We start from the raw sequence: 19,882 nt of genomic DNA, 5'->3' as shown, positions 1-19,882 counted from the left end.
GACGGTCCCCAGCGAGTGGGGCGGGATTGCTTCCAGTCTACCGGTAGCACTGACACTGATGGGGGTTTGCCGGTACCTGAGTCCGCATGTGCCGCCCTCGACGGGTCTTGTCCGACTCCCGATATGCGGATGGGGGCTCCAAGAGGCTCACGGAGGCACTCAGCGCTTCCGGCCGTCAACCCTTGGCTACTTCGGAGTCAGGTAGCGATTCGCAACCGTGTGCGGGCGCACGACGAGCGGGCCGCAGACGCTCCGAAAGAGCGCAGCGAAGCCCTTGATGTGATGTCAGTCACGTGCTGTCGACGGGCGGGAAACCGGTGCAGATCAGCCGTAGGTATCGCCCGGACCGGTGCTGCCGGGGGCGCGCAACGGGCCGAAGCGGCGGGCCGGACCACCGGGGCCCTGCACCTTGATCAGCCTCACCCTGCCGTGGCCGAGATCCTCGTTCAGGCGCGCGACCAGCGTGGGCGCGAGCAGCCGGAGGTTGGTCGCCCAGGCCGTCGAATCGCAGCGCACGGTCAGGACGCGCTCGTCCTCGTCGTACTTCTCCGGCACACAGTGCTTGGCGACGTCCTCGCCGACGATCTGCGGCCAGCGGCCCATCACACCGCCCACCGCGGCCGGCGCCTCCCAGCCGCGCTCGGTGATCAGCCGGTTGATCGCGGAGCCCAGCGCCATGGGGTCGCGCCCGTCAGCGCGCGCGCCGGAGCGCAGGCCGCCGCGGCGCGCCTGCTTCTTCTGCTGCGCCGCGTCCCCCCGCGCGCGTGCGGCCTCCTTCGCGGCCCGCAGCGCCACGCGCGCGAGGTCGACGCCGGAGGGCTCGGGGGACTTCGAGGGCTCGGGAGCGCCCCCGGATGTGTTCTGCGTCATACGCGCTCCACCGTCCCCTCGGACACGGCGAACCGCGTCCCGGACAGCACATGCGGTACGTCGTCGTCGACCGCGGCCGTCACCAGGACCTGCTCGCCGGGCGCGACCAGCTCGGCGAGACGCTCCCGGCGGCGGGTGTCCAGCTCGGCGAAGACATCGTCGAGCACCAGCACCGGCTCGTTGCCCTCCGCCCTGAGGAGGTCGTACGAGGCCAAGCGCAGCGCCAGCGCATAGGACCAGGACTCGCCGTGGGAGGCATAGCCCTTGGCGGGGAGCTGGCCGAGCTTGAGCTGGAGGTCGTCGCGGTGCGGGCCGACCAGGGTGACGCCGCGCTCGATCTCCTGCTTGCGGGCCTCCGCCAGCGCGGCCATCAGCTGCTCGAAGAGGTCCTCGCGGGTGTGCGCCTCGCCCGGTGCGGACGGCTTGTACTCCAGCGCGATCGGGCCGCCGCCGGGGGCCAGTTGCTCGTAGGCCTTGTCGGCCAGCGGCTGGATCGTGGCGATCAGGTCCAGGCGCTGGGCGAGCAACTCGGCACCCGCGCGCGCGAGATGCTGGTCCCACACGTCCAGGGTGGACATGTCCATGGTGCGACCACCGTGCCGGCGGGCCAGCGCCGCCGACTTCAGCAGGGTGTTGCGCTGCTTGAGGACCCGGTCGTAGTCGGAACGGACCCCGGCCATGCGCGGGGAGCGCGCGGTGATCAGCTCGTCGAGGAAGCGCCGCCGCTCACCCGGGTCGCCCTTGACCAGCGCGAGATCCTCGGGCGCGAACAGCACGGTCCGCACGATCCCCAGCACATCACGTGGCCTGACCTGCGAGGACCTGTTGATCCGGGCCCGGTTGGCGCGCCCCGGGTTCAGCTCCAGCTCGACCAGCTGCTGCCGCTCGCCCTGCCGTACCTGGGCCCGGATGATCGCGCGCTCGGCGCCCATCCGGACCAGGGGGGCGTCGGAGGAGACCCGGTGGCTGCCGAGGGTGGCGAGATAGCCGACGGCCTCGACGAGGTTGGTCTTGCCCTGCCCGTTCGGCCCGACGAAGGCCGTCACCCCCGGGTCGAGCGGGACCTCGACCCGGGGGTACGAGCGGAAGTCGGCCAGCGACAGATGCGTGACGTGCATGGTCGTTCGCCGACCTCCCTCGGTACTCGGTTACTTCTTCTCGACCGCGTGGCCGCCGAACTGATTCCGCAGCGCCGCGATCATCTTCATCTGGGGCGAGTCCTCCTGGCGGGAGGAGAACCGCGCGAACAGCGACGCGGTGATCGCCGGCAGCGGCACCGCGTTGTCGATGGCCGCTTCCACAGTCCAGCGTCCCTCGCCGGAGTCCTGTGCATAACCCCGGAGCTCGTCCAGGTGCTCGTCCCCGTCGAGCGCGTTGACCGCGAGGTCCAGCAGCCAGGAGCGGATGACCGTGCCCTCCTGCCAGGAGCGGAAGACCTCCCGGACGTCGGTCACGGAGTCGACCTTCTCCAGGAGCTCCCAGCCCTCGGCGTAGGCCTGCATCATCGCGTACTCGATGCCGTTGTGGACCATCTTCGCGAAGTGGCCCGCGCCGACCTTGCCGGCGTGCACCGAGCCGGAGTCACCCTCCGGCTTGAGGGCGTCGAAGACCGGCTGCACCTTGGCGACGTTCTCCTTGTCGCCGCCGTACATCAGCGCGTAGCCGTTCTCCAGGCCCCAGACGCCACCGGAGACACCGCAGTCGACGAAGCCGATGCCCTTGGCGGCCAGCTCCTCGGCGTGCTTCTCGTCGTCGGTCCAGCGGGAGTTGCCGCCGTCCACGACGACGTCACCGGGCTCCAGCAGCTCGGCGAGCTGGTCGATCGTGGTCTGCGTGGCCTCACCGGCCGGGACCATCACCCAGATCACGCGCGGGCCGCTGAGCTTGCCCACCAGCTCTTCCAGGCTGTGGACATCGGCGAGGTCCGGGTTGCGGTCGTATCCGAGGACGGTGTGACCTGCGCGGCGGATCCGCTCGCGCATGTTGCCGCCCATCTTGCCGAGGCCGACGAGACCGAGCTCCATCAGTTGTGTTCCTTAGGTTCTGCGACGTGGCGTGGCGGCACGTACGTACCGCGAGGCACTTTCGTACCCGCGTCCGAGCCTAAACCCGGACGCTCGCGCACATCTGTGGGCATACGCGCTCAGTCGTACGCCCTCACCTGCGGCTTTGTCCTCACCCTGTGGACAGCCGTTGGTGATCCTCGGCGTCTCACCGGCCCTCGGGCGGGCTCAGCCGCTGAGGCGCACCGGCATGATCAGGTACTTGTAGGCCTCGTCCGCCTCGGCGTCCAGCGCCGGCTTGCCACTGAGCAGCGCGGGCTTGGTGGACGTCGTGAACGACAGCTGGGCCACCGGGGAGTCGATGGCGCTCAGGCCGTCCAGCAGGAACGTCGGGTTGAAGGCGATCGAGATGTCGTCGCCCTCGAGCTGCGCGTCCACCCTTTCCACAGCCTGTGCGTCGTCGCTGGAACCGGCTTCCAGGATGAGCACGCCCTGCTCGAAGCTGAGCCGCACCGGGGTGTTGCGCTCGGCGACCAGGGCCACGCGCTTGACGGCCTCCACGAAGGGGGCGGTCTCGATCACGGCGACGCTGTTGAACTCCGTCGGGAACAGCGTCCGGTACTTCGGGAGGTCGCCCTCCAGCAGACGCGTCGTCGTACGGCGCCCGGCGCCCTCGAAGCCGATCAGGCCCTCGCCGGAACCCGAGCCGGACAGCGCCAGGATCACCTGGTCGCCGCTGGTCAGGGCCTTGGCGGTGTCCAGGAGCGTCTTGGCGGGCACCAGGGCGACCGCGGAGGCGTCGGGGTTCTCCGGCTTCCACAGGAACTCGCGGACCGCGAAGCGGTAGCGGTCGGTGGACGCCAGCGTGACGGTGTCGCCCTCGATCTCGATGCGGACACCGGTGAGGACCGGCAGCGTGTCGTCACGGCCGGCCGCGATGGCGACCTGGGAGGCGGCGGAGGCGAAGACCTCGCCGGGGACCGTGCCCGTCGCGTTCGGCATCTGGGGCAGGGCCGGGTACTCCTCTACAGGCAGGGTGTGGAGGGTGAAGCGGGACGAGCCGCAGACCACGGTCGCCCGTACACCGTCTGTGGAAATCTCCACCGGTCGGTTCGGCAGCGCGCGGCAGATGTCCGCGAGCAGGCGGCCGGAGACCAGGACCGTGCCCTCCTCGTCGACCTCGGCCTCCACGGACACCCGTGCGGAGACCTCGTAGTCGAAGCTGGACAGGCTCAGCTGGCCTTCCTCGGCCTTCAGCAGCAGGCCGGCGAGGACAGGCGCCGGCGGACGGGCCGGGAGGCTGCGTGCCGCCCAGGCCACTGCCTCCGCGAGTACGTCGCGTTCCACCCGGATCTTCACTGTTGCCGCCTCCTGCTGTTGCCGGCGCTTCTCGCTCTGCCTGGCCCTCGTCGTCTGTCTCGGTGTCGACGGTCCCCGTGACGGGGAGGACACCGGGGACCAGTCTGACGCACCGCACTGACAGTAGGTGCCTCTCGGGGTCAAGTCGTGATGAGCGGCAGCCGGGCACCGAAGACCGAGTTGTGCACAGGGCCCCCTTCGAAACGGATTCCCAGCTCTCTCTAGTCGGGAGTAGTAGTAGGGGCTGTGGATACCGTGGATAACCTCGTTTGCCCAGCTCAGAGCGGCAATTTTGTCCACGGGGCCTGTGGGTGGAGGCGGTGGACAACCGGGCGTATCTGTGGAGAACAGAAAGTTCTGCACACGCCGTGCACAGGGGGAGGCGAGTTCTCCCCAACGCCGTCCCCAGCTTTACCCACCTTTCCCACAGCCCAACCCGGCAGCTTCGTGTGACGCCTTTCACTCGACTCGGTGAGAAGGCGCGTCGCGTTGCCGAACAGTGGACAGGCTTGTGGAGAAGCGACTGATCGCTGGGGACAACTCCTCCCAGCCTGTGGGTAGCCGGTGGACAACTCGGTGCACAGCCTGTGGATCATCTCGTCGTCCACAGTCTGTGGAGATCCTTCGTCCACGAATCCACAACCACCTGAGCTGCCCTGATGGTCTATCAACAGGGGCCCCTGTGGACACGATCTGGACAACTCCCCAGTCCCCAGGATGTGGACGGCAGAAAGTCCCCGAATCTGTGGAGGGAGGCCGTAACCCGGCGGTTAATCGAACAGCGGGTTGCGGTGAGGGGCTCGGCGGGGTTTGTGGCGGCGGGAGCCGGTGAGGGGCTCGGCGGCCCGGAAACCGGGTCACACGGTGGTCGCGCGGCCGCTGGAACGGGGTCCGCGGGACGGCGAGCGGCAGCGCTCCGCAGCGAGGAGTCGCAGTGGATGGCGGGCAGCGAGCGCGCCCTCAGCGCACCGCAGCGCGCCGCAGCGCACCGCAGCGCGCCGCAGCGCAAGAAGAAGGGCGCCACCGGATCCCCCGGTGGCGCCCTCAGCGGTCTTCAGCGGCGAGCCGCCGTCGCGGTAGCCATAGCCCTGACCAGGGCTTGGCCGTCAGCCGTTCTTGATGCGGTTGGTCAGCTCCGTGACCTGGTTGTAGATGGAGCGGCGCTCGGCCATGAGATTGCGGATCTTGCGATCCGCGTGCATGACGGTGGTGTGGTCGCGGCCGCCGAACAGCGCGCCGATCTTCGGCAGCGACAGGTCCGTCAGCTCACGGCACAGGTACATGGCGATCTGCCGGGCTGTGACGAGGGCGCGGCCGCGCGAGGTGCCGCACAGGTCCTCGACGGTCAGCCCGAAGTAGTCCGCCGTCGCGCCCATGATGGCCGTCGAGGTGATCTCGGGCGCCGAGTCGTCGCCGCCGGGGATGAGGTCCTTCAGGACGATCTCCGTCAGGCCCAGGTCCACGGGCTGCCGGTTGAGCGAGGCGAACGCCGTGACCCGGATCAGCGCGCCCTCCAGCTCACGGATGTTGCGCGAGATCCGGGACGCGATGAACTCCAGCACCTCCGGCGGCGCGTTCAGCTGCTCCTGCACCGCCTTCTTGCGGAGGATCGCGATCCGCGTCTCCAGCTCCGGCGGCTGGACGTCCGTGATCAGACCCCACTCGAAACGGTTCCGCAGCCGGTCCTCCAGCGTCACCAGCTGCTTCGGCGGCCGGTCGGAGGACAGCACGATCTGCTTGTTGGCGTTGTGGAGCGTGTTGAAGGTGTGGAAGAACTCCTCCTGCGTCGACTCCTTGTCCGCGAGGAACTGGATGTCGTCGACGAGCAGGATGTCCATCTCGCGGTACCGCTTGCGGAAGCTGTCGCCCTTGCCGTCGCGGATGGAGTTGATGAACTCGTTGGTGAACTCCTCCGAGCTCACGTACCGCACCCGTGTGCCCGGGTAGAGGCTGCGCGCGTAGTGGCCGATGGCGTGCAGCAGGTGCGTCTTGCCGAGCCCGGACTCCCCGTAGATGAACAAGGGGTTGTACGCCTTCGCCGGGGCCTCGGCCACAGCGACCGCGGCCGCGTGCGCGAAACGGTTGGAGGCACCGATGACGAAGGTGTCGAAGAGGTACTTCGGGTTCAGACGCGCGGTGGGTTCGCCCGGGCCGGTCGCCGGCGCGGGCTGTGCGGCCAGCGGGCCGGGAGCACCGGTCGTCGGCAGGTTCGGGCCGACCGGGCCGCCCCGGTGGACGTGTCCGGAGCCGGCCGGTGGCTCGGGCAGCTCCCGGCGCACCGGGTCGCGCTGGTCGTAGTCACCGCGCGACGTGTCGTAGTCGGGACGCTGCTGCTCGTAGGAGGGGCGCTCCATGGGCTGCGGGCGGTAGTCCTGCGAGGGGGAGCCGTAGGCGTCCTGCGAGGGCGGGCCGTAGGAGTCAGAGGAGCCGTAGGAGTCCTGCGAGCCGTATGAGTCCTGGCTGGGTGACGCGTACGGGTCACGCTCGGGAAAGCCGAGGCGCTGCTGCTGCCAGCCGTACTCGTCCTGCTGCGTGGGCCGTGGCCAGGCACCGGGCTCGGGGCGCTGGTACTCGGACGGGTACGCGGGACGGGCGGTGGGAAGTTGATCTGCGCGCGTAGGCGGAAGCTGGTCGCCGGCCGGGCCGGGCAGCTGGTCGGCCCGGTGGCGGCCGTACCCCTCGTACCCGTCACGGTCCTGGCGGTCATAGGGGTCGCGTTCCGGACGGTCGTATGCGTCGCGTTCCTGCCGGTCGTACGCGTCGCGCTCGGGCCGCTCATAGGCGTCACGCTCGGGGCGCTCATACGCGTCGCGCTCAGGACGGTCGTATCCATCACGGTCCGGACGGTCGTATCCCTCGCGGTCCTGGCGCGCGGACGGGAGCTCGGGCTCCTCGTAGCGCGGCTGGGGGCGGTGGGCCGGGGGCGCCGGCGGGGCGGGAGGCTCGCCCGCGGAGTCGTCGACGGTGATCGCGATCCGGATGGGGCGGCCGCACTCGCGGCTGAGCGTCTCGCTGACGATCGGCGCCAGCCGGCCCTCGAGTACGCCCTTCGCGAATTCGTTCGGTACGGCGAGCAGGGCGGTGTCCGCGACCAGCGCGAGCGGCTGGCAGCGCCGGATCCAGTGCTCGTCCTTCCCCTCGACCCCTTGGACGCGGCCCTCCCCGAGGAGCTGCTCCAATACGCGTGGCCACACTGCGGCAAGATCGGCAGGTACGTCAGCCACAGGGCACGCTCTCTCACAGGTCCCACGAACGTGTGGTTCTGGGACGGCTCGGGATGTAAATCGGGTGGGGCAGGGATAAGGGAACGAATCGGAGTTCCGTCACGGTAGTCAGGGCGGCCGGTACGGTTCAAGTTGTTGTCCCCAGCCTGTGGACAAGTGTCTCCCGGCGACTCCTGGTTTGACCGGATGGCGTAGCCGCGCGTACCGTAACCAGGTCGAGTTGTCGATGGCTGCTGCCGCCTGCCTCCGATGGGCACAGATCATTTGGGTGATCGGTCAGCGGTGCACTCGGGCGTAACTGCGAGCTACTCGTGGGCGCACGGTGACAGCCAGGACGGCACCCCGCAACCACCAATTTCTTCTGGAGCCCCCGAGTGAGCAAGCGCACCTTCCAGCCGAACAACCGTCGTCGCGCGAAGACCCACGGCTTCCGCCTGCGGATGCGTACCCGTGCCGGTCGCGCGATTCTCGCGAACCGCCGCAGCAAGGGTCGCGCCAGCCTGTCCGCCTGATCCTGATCAGGTCATGACGTCGTGCTGCCTACCGAGCATCGGCTGAGGCGGCGCGAGGACTTCGCGACCGCGGTACGACGAGGACGCCGGGCCGGACGCCCGCTCCTCGTCGTCCACCTACGTAGCGGTTCCACGGACCCGCACGCGCCTGGGGAGAGCGCTCCCCCGACGCGTGCGGGTTTCGTCGTGAGCAAGGCAGTGGGTGGCGCGGTCGTGCGGAACAAAGTGAAGCGCAGGCTTCGTCACCTGATGCGGGAGCGAGTCGCCCAGCTGCCCCCCGGTAGCCTGGTAGTCGTACGAGCGCTGCCCGGATCGGGCGACGCCGACCATGCACAGCTGGCCCGAGACCTGGATGCCGCTCTCCAGCGGTTGCTGGGAGGGGGCGCGCGATGAAGTACCCGCTGCTGGCTCTGATCAAGCTCTACCAGTGGACGATCAGTCCGCTGCTCGGGCCGGTCTGCAAGTACTACCCGTCGTGCTCCCACTACGGCTTCACGGCCATCGACCGGCATGGTGCCATCAAGGGAACGGCTCTCACGGCCTGGCGCATCCTGCGATGCAATCCGTGGTCGCTGGGCGGTGTGGACCATGTCCCGCCGCGCAAGCGCCCGCGGTGGCACGAAATGCTGCGTAACGCGTGGCGTGCACGCAAGGGCGGGCACTCCGCCGTCGGACCGGCGACCGAGGGACAGACTTCTCCCACAAGTCCGTCCAGTCCTTCGGGCCCGGCCGCAGAGACACCGTCCCATGCCCAAGGAGCATGATTAGTGGACACGATTGCCAGCCTCTTCAGCTTTATCACCACACCCGTCTCCTGGGTCATCGTCCAGTTCCACTCGGTGTACGGCGCCATCTTCGGCCCCGACACCGGCTGGGCCTGGGGCCTGTCGATCGTGTCCCTGGTGATCCTCATCCGTATCTGCCTGATCCCGCTCTTCGTGAAGCAGATCAAGGCGACTCGGGCCATGCAGACGCTGCAGCCCGAGATGAAGAAGATCCAGGAGCGCTACAAGAACGACAAGCAGCGTCAGTCCGAAGAGATGATGAAGCTGTACAAGGACACGGGCACCAACCCGCTGTCCTCGTGCCTTCCCATCCTGGCGCAGTCCCCGTTCTTCTTCGCCCTGTACCACGTGCTCAACAGCATCGCGTCGAACGACACCATCGGCGTGATCAACGAGAACCTCCTGCAGAGCGCGCAGAAGGCGCACATCGTCGGGGCTCCGCTGGCCGCGAAGTTCACCGACAGCGCGTCGAAGGTGGAAGCACTCGGTGCTTCCCTCACCGACGTCCGTGTGGTCACCGCCATCATGATCGTCCTGATGTCGGCGTCGCAGTTCTTCACCCAGCGCCAGCTGATGACGAAGAACGTCGACACCACGGTGAAGACCCCGTTCATGCAGCAGCAGAAGATGCTGATGTACGTCTTCCCGGTCATGTTCGCCGTCTTCGGCATCAACTTCCCGGTCGGTGTCCTCGTCTACTGGCTGACCACCAACGTGTGGACCATGGGCCAGCAGATGTACGTGATCCACAACAACCCGACCCCGGGTTCCAAGGCCCAGGCCTCGTACCTCGACCGGCTGACCAAGCACATCACGCAGCACGACAAGGTCGGCAAGCGCCGTGACCGGGCGATCGTGAAGGCGATCGTCGCCAAGGGCCGCGACCGCAACGAGTTCGAGCGCAAGTTCATCAACGGCCTCAGCAAGGCCGGCCTCGCCGCCCAGGCCGACGGCACCGTGATCAAGAGCGACAGCGCGGCCACGGCCCAGGCCGAGGACGGCACGCCGACCGCCACCGGCGGTACCCCGAAGCGTCAGCAGCCCAAGCGGCAGAGCAAGTCGCAGCGGCAGCACGGCGGAGCCGGCGGTGCCGGCGGTGCCAAGGCGGCCGGTGGGACCGACGAGCCGAAGACGTCGCTGACCAAGTCCGGCGAGCCCGAGGACGCCAAGCCCGCCGCCGCTGCCAAGAAGGGCGGCGCGAAGCCCGCCGGCGGTACCCGCAGCAAGGCCCAGTCCGGACAGCGCAAGGGTCCGCAGCGGCCCAAGTCCCCGTCCAAGAAGTAAGAAGGAGTCCATCCCGTGACGGAAGGCACCACCTCCGCCGCTGCCGAGGGTGCAGACACCCTGACCCGCCTTGAGCAGGAAGGCGAGATCGCGGCGGACTACCTGGAGGGTCTGCTCGATATCGCCGATCTCGACGGCGACATCGACATGGACGTCGAGGCCGACCGTGCCTCCGTCTCGATCATCAGCGACTCGGGCGGCCGTGACCTGCAGAAGCTGGTCGGCCGTGACGGCGAGGTCCTGGAGGCGCTCCAGGAGCTCACCCGTCTGGCCGTGCACCGGGAGACCGGTGACCGCAGCCGTCTGATGCTCGACATCGCGGGGTACCGGGCACAGAAGCGCTCGGAGCTGTCCGAGCTGGGCGCCAAGGCCGCCGCGGAGGCCAAGAGCAGCGGTGAGGCCGTGAAGCTGAAGCCGATGTCGCCGTTCGAGCGCAAGGTCGTGCACGACGCGGTCAAGGCCGCGGGCCTGCGCAGCGAGTCCGAGGGCGAGGAGCCGCAGCGGTTCGTCGTCGTGCTGCCCGCCTGATCGGCCTCTGCTTTCCCCGGCCCCGTCTGTTGAGCAGGCGGGGCCGAACTTTGTCAGCCTGATAGTTCTGGTGGTTCTGGTGTCGGCGCCGGGTGCGCTGACGCGGTACGGAAGGACGGTCCCCCGTGACGGAGGCAGCGGAGCTTCCCCCCGCGCCCGAGCAGGCGCGAGAGGTGTTCGGTGATCGCTTCGCGGATGCGGTGCGGTACGCCGAGCTGCTCGCTGAGGCCGGCGTGCAGCGCGGCCTCATCGGCCCGCGTGAGGTGCCTCGCCTGTGGGAGCGGCACCTTTTGAACTGTGCGGTGCTCTCGGAGGTCGTTCCCGACGGTGTGACGGTGTGCGATGTCGGCTCCGGTGCCGGTCTTCCTGGCATTCCGCTGGCGCTGGTCCGCACCGACCTGAAGATCACGCTCCTGGAGCCGCTGCTGCGGCGCACCAATTTCCTCACAGAGGTCGTGGAACTGCTCGGCCTCGATCATGTGACGGTGGTGCGTGGGCGGGCCGAGGAGGTCATGGGGAAGATCCAGCCCGTGCACGTGGTGACGGCCCGAGCCGTCGCGCCGCTCGACCGGCTTGCCACGTGGGGCATTCCGCTGCTGCGGCCGTACGGGGAGATGCTCGCGCTCAAGGGCGATGCCGCCGAGGAGGAGCTGAAGAGCGCTTCGGTGGCGCTGAGCAAGCTGGGTGCGGTGGAGACGTCCATCCTGCATGTGGGTGAGGGTGTAGTGGACCCGTTGTCCACCGTCGTGCGGGTCGAGGTCGGGGAGAGCCCTGGCGGAGTGCGTTTCGCTGCGAAGCGCGCCAAGGCGGCTCGCACAGGGCGGACGCGTCGTCGACGCTGATCCGTCCTGAGGACGAGACGTACTCCACACAAGCTGCCAAACCTATGCATGCCGGAGTGTCGCGACAGTCCGGCCATGGCTGCTGTGCATCGTGTTTCACGTGAAACGTCGCTCACTGCTGCACGGCATCATCAGTCGTGGCCGCGCTGCGGCCGAACCCCGCGACCGAAAGCCTCTTGGTTCACTCGATGAGGGACCCGAGGTATCCACAGAGGTGGATTTCTCCACAGAACGCCAGGCCTCACTGGTTCACGACCCCGAAGACATGGGAGGCTCTGTTCATTGCGAGCCTGAAGTCGAGGAGAGTGAATCCTTGCGGTCCGACGCCAACATCGCGGGACCGATGACCGATCCGGTCCCCGGTCCCCGTACCGAGTCGATGGGGGCGGATGTTTCACGTGAAACACCGCCTCCGATGGACGACACTCCCATCGGTCGTGCTGCCCAACTGGCGGTGGAGGCTCTGGGGCGTGCCGGCGAGGGTTTGCCACGGCCCGAGCAGACCCGAATTATGGTGGTCGCCAACCAGAAGGGTGGTGTGGGCAAGACGACGACGACCGTCAACCTTGCCGCATCGCTGGCGCTGCACGGTGGCCGGGTCCTCGTGGTCGACCTCGACCCCCAGGGCAATGCGTCCACCGCACTGGGTATCGACCACCACGCCGAAGTCCCCTCGATTTATGACGTGTTGGTGGACAGCCGGCCTCTCTCCGAGGTCGTCCAGCCGGTCCCCGATGTCGAGGGCCTCTTCTGCGCCCCCGCCACGATCGATCTCGCCGGTGCGGAGATCGAGCTGGTGTCCCTCGTGGCACGGGAGAGCAGGCTGCAGCGCGCCATCCAGGCGTACGAGCAGCCGCTGGACTACATCCTCATCGACTGCCCGCCGTCACTCGGACTCCTGACGGTCAACGCTCTCGTGGCGGGCCAGGAAGTTCTGATCCCCATCCAGTGCGAGTACTACGCGCTGGAAGGCCTCGGACAGCTGCTGCGCAACGTCGACCTGGTGCGGGGGCACCTCAACCCCGCCCTGCATGTATCGACCATCCTGCTCACCATGTATGACGGCCGGACGCGCCTCGCATCCCAGGTCGCCGAAGAGGTGCGCACCCACTTCGGCGACGAGGTGCTGCGCACGAGCATCCCCCGCTCCGTCCGTATCTCGGAGGCCCCGAGCTATGGGCAGACGGTCTTGACCTACGATCCAGGATCGAGTGGTGCCCTCTCCTACCTTGAGGCGGCACGCGAGATCGCGCTGAAGGGCGTGGGCATCAGCTATGACGCCACGCACGCCCATATCGGCGTACAGCAGAACGACCCGAGCATGGTGGAGGGCATTCAGTGAGCGAGCGACGGAGGGGGCTGGGCCGTGGTCTTGGCGCACTGATCCCCGCCGCACCGACGGAGAAATCGGTGGCCCAGGCTGCGGCGGGGAACGCTGCTGCCACGTCCCCGGCGGCAGTGCCTGTGCTGCCGAACGATCGTGGGGTGGCCGCGGCGAAGGTCGCGACCCTGCCGGCTGTTTCACGTGAAACAGAGGAGCCGGCGTCGCAGAGTGCTCCTGCCACGCCTGCGGCACCCATCGGCGCGCATTTCGCCGAGATCCCCCTCGACTTCATCACGCCGAACCCGCGTCAGCCTCGTGATGTCTTCGACGAGGACGCGCTGTCCGAGCTCATCACCTCCATCAAGGAAGTCGGGCTCCTTCAGCCGGTCGTCGTACGGCAGGTGGGTGTCGACCGCTATGAGCTCATCATGGGCGAGCGCCGCTGGCGGGCCTGCCGCGAGGCGGGGCTGGAGGCGATCCCGGCGATCGTCCGGGCCACCGAGGACGAGAAGCTCCTCCTGGACGCGTTGCTGGAGAACCTGCATCGCGCGCAGCTGAACCCGCTGGAAGAAGCTGCCGCCTACGACCAGTTGCTGAGGGACTTCAGCTGCACGCACGATCAGCTGGCGGACCGCATCGGGCGATCCCGCCCGCAGGTTTCCAACACCCTGCGTCTGCTGAAGCTCTCGCCGGCCGTGCAGCGCCGGGTCGCCGCCGGGGTTCTCTCCGCCGGTCACGCACGGGCACTGCTCTCCGTCGAGGACTCGGAGGAGCAGGATCGGCTGGCTCACCGCATCGTGGCCGAGGGCCTCTCGGTGCGAGCCGTCGAGGAAATCGTGACCCTGATGGGGTCGCGGCCTCAGAAGGCTCAGAAGCCCAAGGGCCCGCGCGCCGGTGCCCGGGTCTCTCCGGCCCTGTCCGACCTCGCCACGCGGCTCTCGGATCGCTTCGAGACACGGGTGAAGGTCGACCTGGGTCAGAAGAAGGGAAAGATCACCGTCGAGTTCGCCTCGATGGAGGATCTCGAGCGGATCCTCGGCTCACTGGCTCCTGGCGAGGGGCCGGTTCTGCAGAACAGCCTCTCGGAGGGCGACTCCGAAGAGAGCGAGTCCTGAGTCTCCGGAATGGAGCCTCTGCTGTGCAGGGGGACAGAGCGGGCTGTGTCCGGTGTGTGCCGGAACATGGCTCGCTCTTTCCTTTCTGGCGGTATCGATGGAATCGCATCGTGGATACGATGCGTCAGGTACGGCGCAACCACACGGCAGCACCTCTGAAAGGGAGGCGGGGGCCATGCGAACCATGAGCCGCACCGGACTGGTCAGCGCCGGTTTGGGGCTGGGGGCGGTCGGTGGGTTCATCGGCAGTCTTCTCAGGGAACGGAGCGCTCTGACAGCCGCCCGCGACGCGGTGGCGGGCGAAGGAAGCGAGGATCAGCCTTCATGGGCCGCCGGCTCGTACCGCTCACGCTGGACAACCTCCAGGACCTTCCCAAGCGTTGTCGCTCGTGTGTCTTCTGGGAGCTCGACCCAGTCAGCGGTGAGGCCGCGGTAAAGGACGGCACGTCCGCTTCGGAGAAGGAAGCCTGGATCTCAGCGGTGTTGCTGGACTGGGGGTCCTGCGGCCGGGTCGTGTACGTCGACGACGTGCCGGTGGGCTATGTGCTCTACGCCCCACCCGCCTACGTCCCCCGCTCCACGGCGTTTCCCACGAGCCCCGTCTCGCCTGACGCGGTTCAGCTGATGACCGCGTTCATCGTGCCCGGCTACCAGGGGCAGGGACTGGGCAGAGTGATGGTTCAGACGGTCGCCAAAGATCTGCTGCGGCGCGGGTTCAAGGCGATCGAGGCCTTCGGAGACGCGCGCTGGAAGGAACCGGCGTGTGTGCTGCCCGCCGACCATCTTCTGGCGGTGGGCTTCAAGACGGTCCGTCAGCATCCCACCTATCCGCGGCTGAGGCTGGAACTGAGGTCGACGCTCTCCTGGAAGGAAGACGTCGAGATGGCCTTGGACCGGCTCCTGGGAGCCGTGCAGAAGGAGCCGGCGCTGCGGCCGCTGTGAGCAGACAAACGAATGGGCCAACCCTTCCGGGTTGGCCCATTCGTGTTTCACGTGAAACATGCGCCGCCGGTGCGACGCTGCCGCCGATTCACTCGGCGATGAACTCCTCGAGGTCGCGAACGATCGCGGCCTTCGGCTTGGCGCCCACGATGGTCTTGGCGACCTCGCCACCCTGGTACACGTTCAGGGTCGGGATGGACATGACGCCGTACTTGGCGGCCGTACCCGGGTTCTCGTCAATGTTCAGCTTGACGATCTCGATCTTGTCGCCGTACTCGGCGGCGATCGCCTCGAGGGACGGAGCGATCTGGCGGCACGGACCGCACCAGGCGGCCCAGAAGTCCACCAGGACAGGCTTGTCGCTCTTGAGGACGTCCTGCTCGAAGGAGTCGTCGGTCACGTTCTTCAGGGTGCCGGCCACGGCGGGCTCCTTAACTGGTTGATGCGTGGGGCGGGTAGGGAGAGGTCAGACGGAGGTCTTCTCGGGCTCGGGCTGCTCTTCGTCCGCCAGGGCGGCGAGGTAGCGCTCGGCGTCGAGAGCTGCGGAGCAGCCGGTCCCGGCCGCGGTGATCGCCTGACGGTAGGTGTGGTCGACCACGTCGCCGGCGCCGAAGACGCCGGTCACGTTCGTGCGCGTCGACGGCGCGTTCACCTTCAGGTAGCCCTCTTCGTCCAGGTCGAGCTGGCCCTTGAAGAGCTCGGTGCGCGGGTCGTGGCCGATGGCGATGAAGAGTCCGGTCACCGGCAGGTCCGAGATTTCGCCGGTCTTGAGGTTGCGCAGCTTCAGACCGGAGAGCTTCGGGTCGCCCTGGATCTCGGCGACCTCGCTGTCCCACACGAAGGAGATCTTCGGGTCGGCGAAGGCGCGCTCCTGCATCGCCTTGGAGGCGCGCAGTGTGTCCCGGCGGTGGACGACGGTCACCGACTTGGCGAACCGCGAGAGGAAGGTGGCCTCCTCCATCGCGGTGTCGCCACCACCGATCACGGCGATGTCCTGGTCCTTGAAGAAGAAGCCGTCACAGGTGGCGCACCAGGACACACCGCGGCCCGACAGGGCGTCCTCGTTCGGCAGTCCGAGCTTGCGGTGCTGCGAGCCGGTGGCGACGATGACCGCCTTCGCCCGGTGTACGGTGCCGGCCGTGTCCGTGACGGTCTTGATCTCACCGGTCAGGTCGACGGTCACGACGTCGTCCGGGACGAGCTCGGCTCCGAAGCGCTCCGACTGGGCACGCATGTTGTCCATGAGCTCGGGGCCCATGATGCCGTCCTGGAAGCCCGGGAAGTTCTCGACGTCGGTGGTGTTCATGAGCGCACCACCAGCGGTGACGGCGCCCTCGAACACCAGTGGCTTCAGCGACGCGCGCGCGGTGTAGAGCGCCGCCGTGTAGCCGGCGGGCCCGGAGCCGATGATGATCACGTTACGGACGTCGCTCACGGCTTGTTTCCTCGTCTCTGGACTGCGTCGGTCGAGGGGTGGGAGTTCTCTTTGACCTCTCACCCCACCCAACGGATCCTAAGGGGCGCGCATTCCCGCTGTGTCCGGGCACACGGAGACGCGGTGCCCTGCGGTGGCCCCTCGCAGGGCGAAGACGACGTGTTCGCTCAGGCCGACGGGTAGGTGCGCTCCAGGAGGACCTTGCCGGCGGCGGTGGGCGCCTTGTGATCGACACAGGTCGCGTCAACGATGTAGGCGGTGACCCGGGTGGCGTCGGCAGCGTCGGGAAGCAGCACGAGCATGGCCTTCTTCCCTTGGTAGGTGCCGCTCTCGGTGGCCAGAGCCGCGTCGTCGCGCCCGATGCCGTCGCGGACGCAGCCGGGCACCACGACCCCCCTGAAGACCTTCGGCTGGTTGGTGCCGGGGGCCGTCGCCGCGCCGAAGGGGGTGCGGGAGCCGCCGCCCTTGGTCTTGTTCTCGGCCAGGAGCCCGGTGACCTGCTCCTGCAGCTTCCCCTCGGAGAAGGTGTCCGCCGCCGTGGTCTGCCGTTCACCTGAGCCACCGGCGGGAGGCTTGTTGTCGCCGAGCGACGTCAGCAGGACGGACCCCAGACCCAAGGCGGCCACCGTGAAGACGGTCCCCAGGACGGCGATCCTGCGGCGTCCATTGTGGGGGCGGCTCTTTCGGCCCGGACCGGTGGTGGAGGAGCGGGGACGGCCGGCGGGCCGGTCGGGGGGCGTCGACGTTTCACGTGAAACATGCGCATCGCTGTCGTCCTCAGAGACGGAACCGGGAACGCTCGCCGGCTGCGGACTCTCTGCGGCCTCCGGTCCCGCGGCGTTCAGCAGGGCCTCGGCGGCGAGAGCGGCATCGATGCGGCCTGCGACGTCGGCGGGCATGCGCGGCGGACCCGGCAGTGTGCCGAGCAGCCCGCGGATCTCCTCCAGGGAGGTGTAGACGTCCGCACAGAGTTCGCAGTCGTCCAGGTGCCGGCGCAGCTCGGTGGTCCGGGCCGGTGGGAGGAGACCCTCGGCGAGGTCGGAGATCTCCGCGACGTCCGGGTGCCCGGCCATGTCTGTCGTCGACGTCACGCTCGTCCACCTCCGCCCTTCACTGCAGCTGGGTCGCTCGGTCCTGTGTCCGGGGGTTCCGCTCGGTGTGACCCCGCTGCGGGTGGGACGGTCGGCCCCGGCGTCCGGTTCCGTTCTGAGCCCGGGTTCTTGCCCTCACCGCTGTGGTCCGGCCTGAGATGGGTGAGCAGTGGCAGGAGTCTGGCTCTGCCGCGCGCACATCTGCTCTTCACCGTGCCGGTCGGCACGTCGAGAATGCGGGCGGCTTCCGCGACCGGGTAGCCCTGCATGTCCACCAGGACGAGCGCGGCGCGCTGGTCGGCCGGCAGGGTTCCCAGGGCCTCGATGAGTTGCCGGTGCAGGTCGTTGCGCTCGGCGGGGGCGGAAGCCGACTCGTGCGGCTCCAGCAGCTGCTCGAGGCGTTCGGTGTCGTCGACGGGAGAGGTCTTGCGGGAGGCCGCCTTTCGGGCGCGGTCCAGGCAGGCGTTCACCGTGATCCTGTGCAGCCACGTCGTGACGGCCGACTGGCCCCGGAAGGTGTGGGCGGCCCGGTAGGCGGACACCAGGGCGTCCTGCACGGCGTCAGCGGCCTCCTCGCGGTCACCGAGGGTCCGCAGGGCGACGGCCCAGAGCCGGTCGCGATGCCGCCGCACGATCTCACCGAACGCGTCGGGGTCGCCTTCGATGTGCCGGGCGAGCAGGTCCTGGTCGCTCACTCCGTCATATCCGGTGCCGTCTGCCATCGGCCTCCTTCCTCGAGGCAGATGCCGTCAGCTGGTCACCTTGATGTCCGCCACCCTGCCGCGCCACTTGCCGTCGTCCTGCTGCAGCGGCAGTTTCGTCAGCCACACGAGGAGGTACCGGCTCTTGAGTGACTTGCCAGGCTTGAGCTCAACAGTCGTCCCTGAACCTTCGGCGACCGTGGTGTAGGCGTCGAGGGACGTCGGCTCCGCTCCTGCGTCCGGGCTCGCGCTGCGGAGCTCGACGGAGGTGTCCCCCACGAACCTGACGGTCACCTTCCCGACCTGCTGTGTCTTGCCAAGGTCGAGGATGATGCCGACGCCCGACTTGAGCCGGCCGAAGTCCGGGCTCAGGTAGAAGTCCGTCTGCCAGTAGGTGGCTGTGCTGCCGTCGTAGACCTTCCCTATGTCGGACGGCTTCTCCGTCTGATCCCCGAGGGGGTCGAAGTCGCGGGCAGAGCTGATGGTGATCGGCTTGCTGACCGGCTTCTTCGGGCTCTTGTCGTTCCCGTCGTTCGTCTGCGTCCGGCCCGGGTCCTCGGTCTTGCCGCCCTGGTCCATCAGCGCGTCCGCCAGCTGCCAGCTGCCGAGGCCCAGCGCGGCGATCAGGAGCGCGGAGACGGCCCACTTCAGGGCCTTGCCCGTGCGGCTCTGGAGCGGGGGCGGCGGGGTCGGGACCGGCTGGGTGACGCCGGGGCGCGGGGCCTGACGGCCGTACGTGCCTTGCTGGTACGTGGTGCGCTGGTACTCGGGCGGGGCGGTGAACGCCGGCTCCGGTGGACGGATGCGGGGCATCTCACCGATCGCCTTCACCAGTTCCTCGGGCGTCGTGCACGGCGATTCGTGCCGGGAGGCGGTGGCACCGTCGTTGACGAGCGCGCGCATGGAGAGCTCGGACAGGCCGCGGTGCACACCGGCCCGTACCTGGTCGGGCGCGATCAGGCCGATGTCCTTCGGCAGGCCCGACAGGCCGTAGGCGTCGCTCTCGTACGGCCAGCGCTGGGTGAGGGCCGCGTACAGCAGGGCGCCGATGGCCTCGGTGTCCGTGCGCTGCGGAGTGTCGGACGAGACGCCGCGCAGGGCGGCGTTGACGGCGAGGCCGCGGATGCGCCACTGGCCGGTCGAGGCACGGAGCACGGCGTTGGGGTTCAGCCGCAGATGGGCGAGGCCCTCACGATGGGCGGCGGCCATGGCGGAGGAGACCTGACTGACCATCTGGTAGGCGTCGTAGGGCTCCAGGGGCCCGGAGGCGAGGAGCGTGGTCAGTTCCGTCGCGTCGGGAAGCCATTCGTGCACGACGTAGACGACGTCGTTCTCCTCAACCGCGTCCAGCACCTGGACGAAGCGGGGGTCACCCAGGAGGGCGGACGAGCGGGCGGCCGCCAGGACGGAGCGGGCCCGTGAGTGGTCGGCGGGCAGGATGTGCACCCCGACGGCACGGCGGAGCTTCTCGTCCACGGCACGCCAACTGCTGAAACCGTCCAGACGGGTGACGCACTCCTCGAGGCGGTAGCGTCTGGCGAGTTTGTGACCACTGTGCAGTTCGGGCGGCGAGGTCGTTCCGGCACCGTCTGTCCCGGTGCTCTCCTGTACCTCGTCGCTGTCCGTGTCCCGCTCCCGGTTCTTGGCCACCCCGTCGGCCGTGGACTGGTCCGCCTGTGCGGTCAGCGACGACTCGTCGCTGTTGTCTGCCACGTCGACGGCAGCCGTACTCCGTTCCGCCACCGTCGTTCCTGCCTCCCCATCCATTACGCGCCGGCCGGCGTCCCATGCATGCCGCCCGACGCCGAAACCAATTGTGCCCACAGTCCGCCGCTATGCACGACACGCGGTGGCTGACGATGGTTGT

Annotated in this window: 19 protein-coding genes; 9 read left to right on the top strand and 10 right to left on the bottom strand. The window is 68.5% G+C overall.

The window, feature by feature from the left end:
• Positions 1-324: 324 nt before the first annotated feature.
• From IGS69_RS17350 to dnaA, 5 genes are all read right to left on the bottom strand, one after another.
• Positions 325-870: a DUF721 domain-containing protein gene (locus IGS69_RS17350; RefSeq protein WP_190900805.1), complete on the bottom strand. Its 546-nt coding sequence runs from the start codon at positions 868-870 to the stop codon at positions 325-327.
• Positions 867-1,988: a DNA replication/repair protein RecF gene (recF, locus tag IGS69_RS17345; protein WP_190900803.1), complete on the bottom strand. Its 1,122-nt coding sequence runs from the start codon at positions 1,986-1,988 to the stop codon at positions 867-869. Before recF ends, IGS69_RS17350 begins: the two co-directional genes overlap by 4 nt.
• A 30-nt stretch (positions 1,989-2,018) precedes the next feature.
• Positions 2,019-2,894 carry a phosphogluconate dehydrogenase (NAD(+)-dependent, decarboxylating) gene (gene gnd / locus IGS69_RS17340; RefSeq protein WP_097217915.1) on the bottom strand — a complete coding sequence of 292 codons (876 nt, stop codon included), beginning with the start codon at positions 2,892-2,894 and terminating at the stop codon, positions 2,019-2,021.
• A 207-nt stretch (positions 2,895-3,101) separates the two neighbouring features.
• Positions 3,102-4,232: a DNA polymerase III subunit beta gene (gene dnaN / locus IGS69_RS17335; protein ID WP_097217913.1), complete on the bottom strand. Its 1,131-nt coding sequence runs from the start codon at positions 4,230-4,232 to the stop codon at positions 3,102-3,104.
• Between the two features lie 1,106 nt (positions 4,233-5,338).
• Entirely contained in the window at positions 5,339-7,456 is a 2,118-nt protein-coding gene (dnaA, locus tag IGS69_RS17330) for a chromosomal replication initiator protein DnaA (RefSeq protein ID WP_190900801.1), read from the bottom strand.
• Positions 7,457-7,830: 374 nt separating this feature from the next.
• Here dnaA and rpmH point away from each other — a divergent pair, with 374 nt between their 5' ends.
• From rpmH to IGS69_RS17285, 9 genes are all read left to right on the top strand, one after another.
• Complete coding sequence (gene rpmH / locus IGS69_RS17325) at positions 7,831-7,968, top strand: 50S ribosomal protein L34 (protein WP_005482975.1); 138 nt, start codon at positions 7,831-7,833, stop codon at positions 7,966-7,968.
• Positions 7,969-7,989: 21 nt separating this feature from the next.
• On the top strand, positions 7,990-8,361 hold the full coding sequence (rnpA, locus tag IGS69_RS17320) for a ribonuclease P protein component (protein WP_078615240.1): 372 nt from the start codon (positions 7,990-7,992) through the stop codon (positions 8,359-8,361).
• Positions 8,358-8,732 (top strand): membrane protein insertion efficiency factor YidD, encoded by a 375-nt coding sequence (yidD, locus tag IGS69_RS17315; protein ID WP_190900799.1) that lies wholly within the window; start codon positions 8,358-8,360, stop codon positions 8,730-8,732. The genes rnpA and yidD overlap by 4 nt, the downstream gene beginning before the upstream one ends.
• 3 nt (positions 8,733-8,735) lie before the next feature.
• Complete coding sequence (gene yidC, locus IGS69_RS17310) at positions 8,736-10,037, top strand: membrane protein insertase YidC (RefSeq protein ID WP_190900797.1); 1,302 nt, start codon at positions 8,736-8,738, stop codon at positions 10,035-10,037.
• A 15-nt stretch (positions 10,038-10,052) separates the two neighbouring features.
• Positions 10,053-10,565, top strand: coding sequence for a Jag family protein (locus IGS69_RS17305; protein WP_185008428.1), 513 nt, complete (start codon positions 10,053-10,055; stop codon positions 10,563-10,565).
• 125 nt (positions 10,566-10,690) lie between these two features.
• Complete coding sequence (gene rsmG, locus IGS69_RS17300; RefSeq protein WP_190900795.1) at positions 10,691-11,407, top strand: 16S rRNA (guanine(527)-N(7))-methyltransferase RsmG; 717 nt, start codon at positions 10,691-10,693, stop codon at positions 11,405-11,407.
• A gap of 265 nt (positions 11,408-11,672) precedes the next feature.
• Positions 11,673-12,749: a ParA family protein gene (locus tag IGS69_RS17295; RefSeq protein ID WP_078899128.1), complete on the top strand. Its 1,077-nt coding sequence runs from the start codon at positions 11,673-11,675 to the stop codon at positions 12,747-12,749.
• Entirely contained in the window at positions 12,746-13,846 is a 1,101-nt protein-coding gene (locus IGS69_RS17290) for a ParB/RepB/Spo0J family partition protein (protein WP_190900793.1), read from the top strand. The genes IGS69_RS17295 and IGS69_RS17290 overlap by 4 nt, the downstream gene beginning before the upstream one ends.
• A 324-nt stretch (positions 13,847-14,170) precedes the next feature.
• Complete coding sequence (locus IGS69_RS17285; protein ID WP_190900791.1) at positions 14,171-14,788, top strand: GNAT family N-acetyltransferase; 618 nt, start codon at positions 14,171-14,173, stop codon at positions 14,786-14,788.
• An 88-nt stretch (positions 14,789-14,876) separates the two neighbouring features.
• Here the strand turns inward: IGS69_RS17285 and trxA are convergent, their stop codons facing one another.
• The 5 genes from trxA to IGS69_RS17260 form a co-directional block, all read right to left on the bottom strand.
• On the bottom strand, positions 14,877-15,209 hold the full coding sequence (gene trxA / locus IGS69_RS17280; protein WP_097217897.1) for a thioredoxin: 333 nt from the start codon (positions 15,207-15,209) through the stop codon (positions 14,877-14,879).
• A 45-nt stretch (positions 15,210-15,254) separates the two neighbouring features.
• On the bottom strand, positions 15,255-16,223 hold the full coding sequence (trxB, locus tag IGS69_RS17275; RefSeq protein ID WP_190900789.1) for a thioredoxin-disulfide reductase: 969 nt from the start codon (positions 16,221-16,223) through the stop codon (positions 15,255-15,257).
• Positions 16,224-16,390: 167 nt separating this feature from the next.
• On the bottom strand, positions 16,391-17,314 hold the full coding sequence (locus tag IGS69_RS17270) for an anti-sigma factor family protein (RefSeq protein WP_190900787.1): 924 nt from the start codon (positions 17,312-17,314) through the stop codon (positions 16,391-16,393).
• Positions 17,311-18,036: an RNA polymerase sigma factor SigM gene (sigM, locus tag IGS69_RS17265; RefSeq protein WP_190900785.1), complete on the bottom strand. Its 726-nt coding sequence runs from the start codon at positions 18,034-18,036 to the stop codon at positions 17,311-17,313. The genes IGS69_RS17270 and sigM overlap by 4 nt, the downstream gene beginning before the upstream one ends.
• Before the next feature lie 27 nt (positions 18,037-18,063).
• Positions 18,064-19,758: a protein kinase family protein gene (locus tag IGS69_RS17260; RefSeq protein WP_190900783.1), complete on the bottom strand. Its 1,695-nt coding sequence runs from the start codon at positions 19,756-19,758 to the stop codon at positions 18,064-18,066.
• Positions 19,759-19,882: the final 124 nt, after the last annotated feature.

It is taken from the genome of Streptomyces tuirus (assembly GCF_014701095.1).
Taxonomy (GTDB): Bacteria; Actinomycetota; Actinomycetes; order Streptomycetales; family Streptomycetaceae; genus Streptomyces; species Streptomyces tuirus.
The sequence above is the reverse complement of the archived record's forward strand: the minus strand, read 5'-3'. Positions and strand labels throughout refer to the sequence as shown.

What these genes read in the sequence shown, in the direction of transcription:
- IGS69_RS17350 (WP_190900805.1), bottom strand. Translation starts at nt 870, where the DNA reads ATGACGCAGAACACATCCGGGGGCGCTCCCGAGCCCTCGAAGTCCCCC.
- recF (WP_190900803.1), bottom strand. Translation starts at nt 1,988, where the DNA reads ATGCACGTCACGCATCTGTCGCTGGCCGACTTCCGCTCGTACCCCCGG.
- gnd (WP_097217915.1), bottom strand. Translation starts at nt 2,894, where the DNA reads ATGGAGCTCGGTCTCGTCGGCCTCGGCAAGATGGGCGGCAACATGCGC.
- yidD (WP_190900799.1), top strand. Translation starts at nt 8,358, where the DNA reads ATGAAGTACCCGCTGCTGGCTCTGATCAAGCTCTACCAGTGGACGATC.
- IGS69_RS17295 (WP_078899128.1), top strand. Translation starts at nt 11,673, where the DNA reads ATGGGAGGCTCTGTTCATTGCGAGCCTGAAGTCGAGGAGAGTGAATCC.
- IGS69_RS17285 (WP_190900791.1), top strand. Translation starts at nt 14,171, where the DNA reads ATGGGCCGCCGGCTCGTACCGCTCACGCTGGACAACCTCCAGGACCTT.
- sigM (WP_190900785.1), bottom strand. Translation starts at nt 18,036, where the DNA reads ATGGCAGACGGCACCGGATATGACGGAGTGAGCGACCAGGACCTGCTC.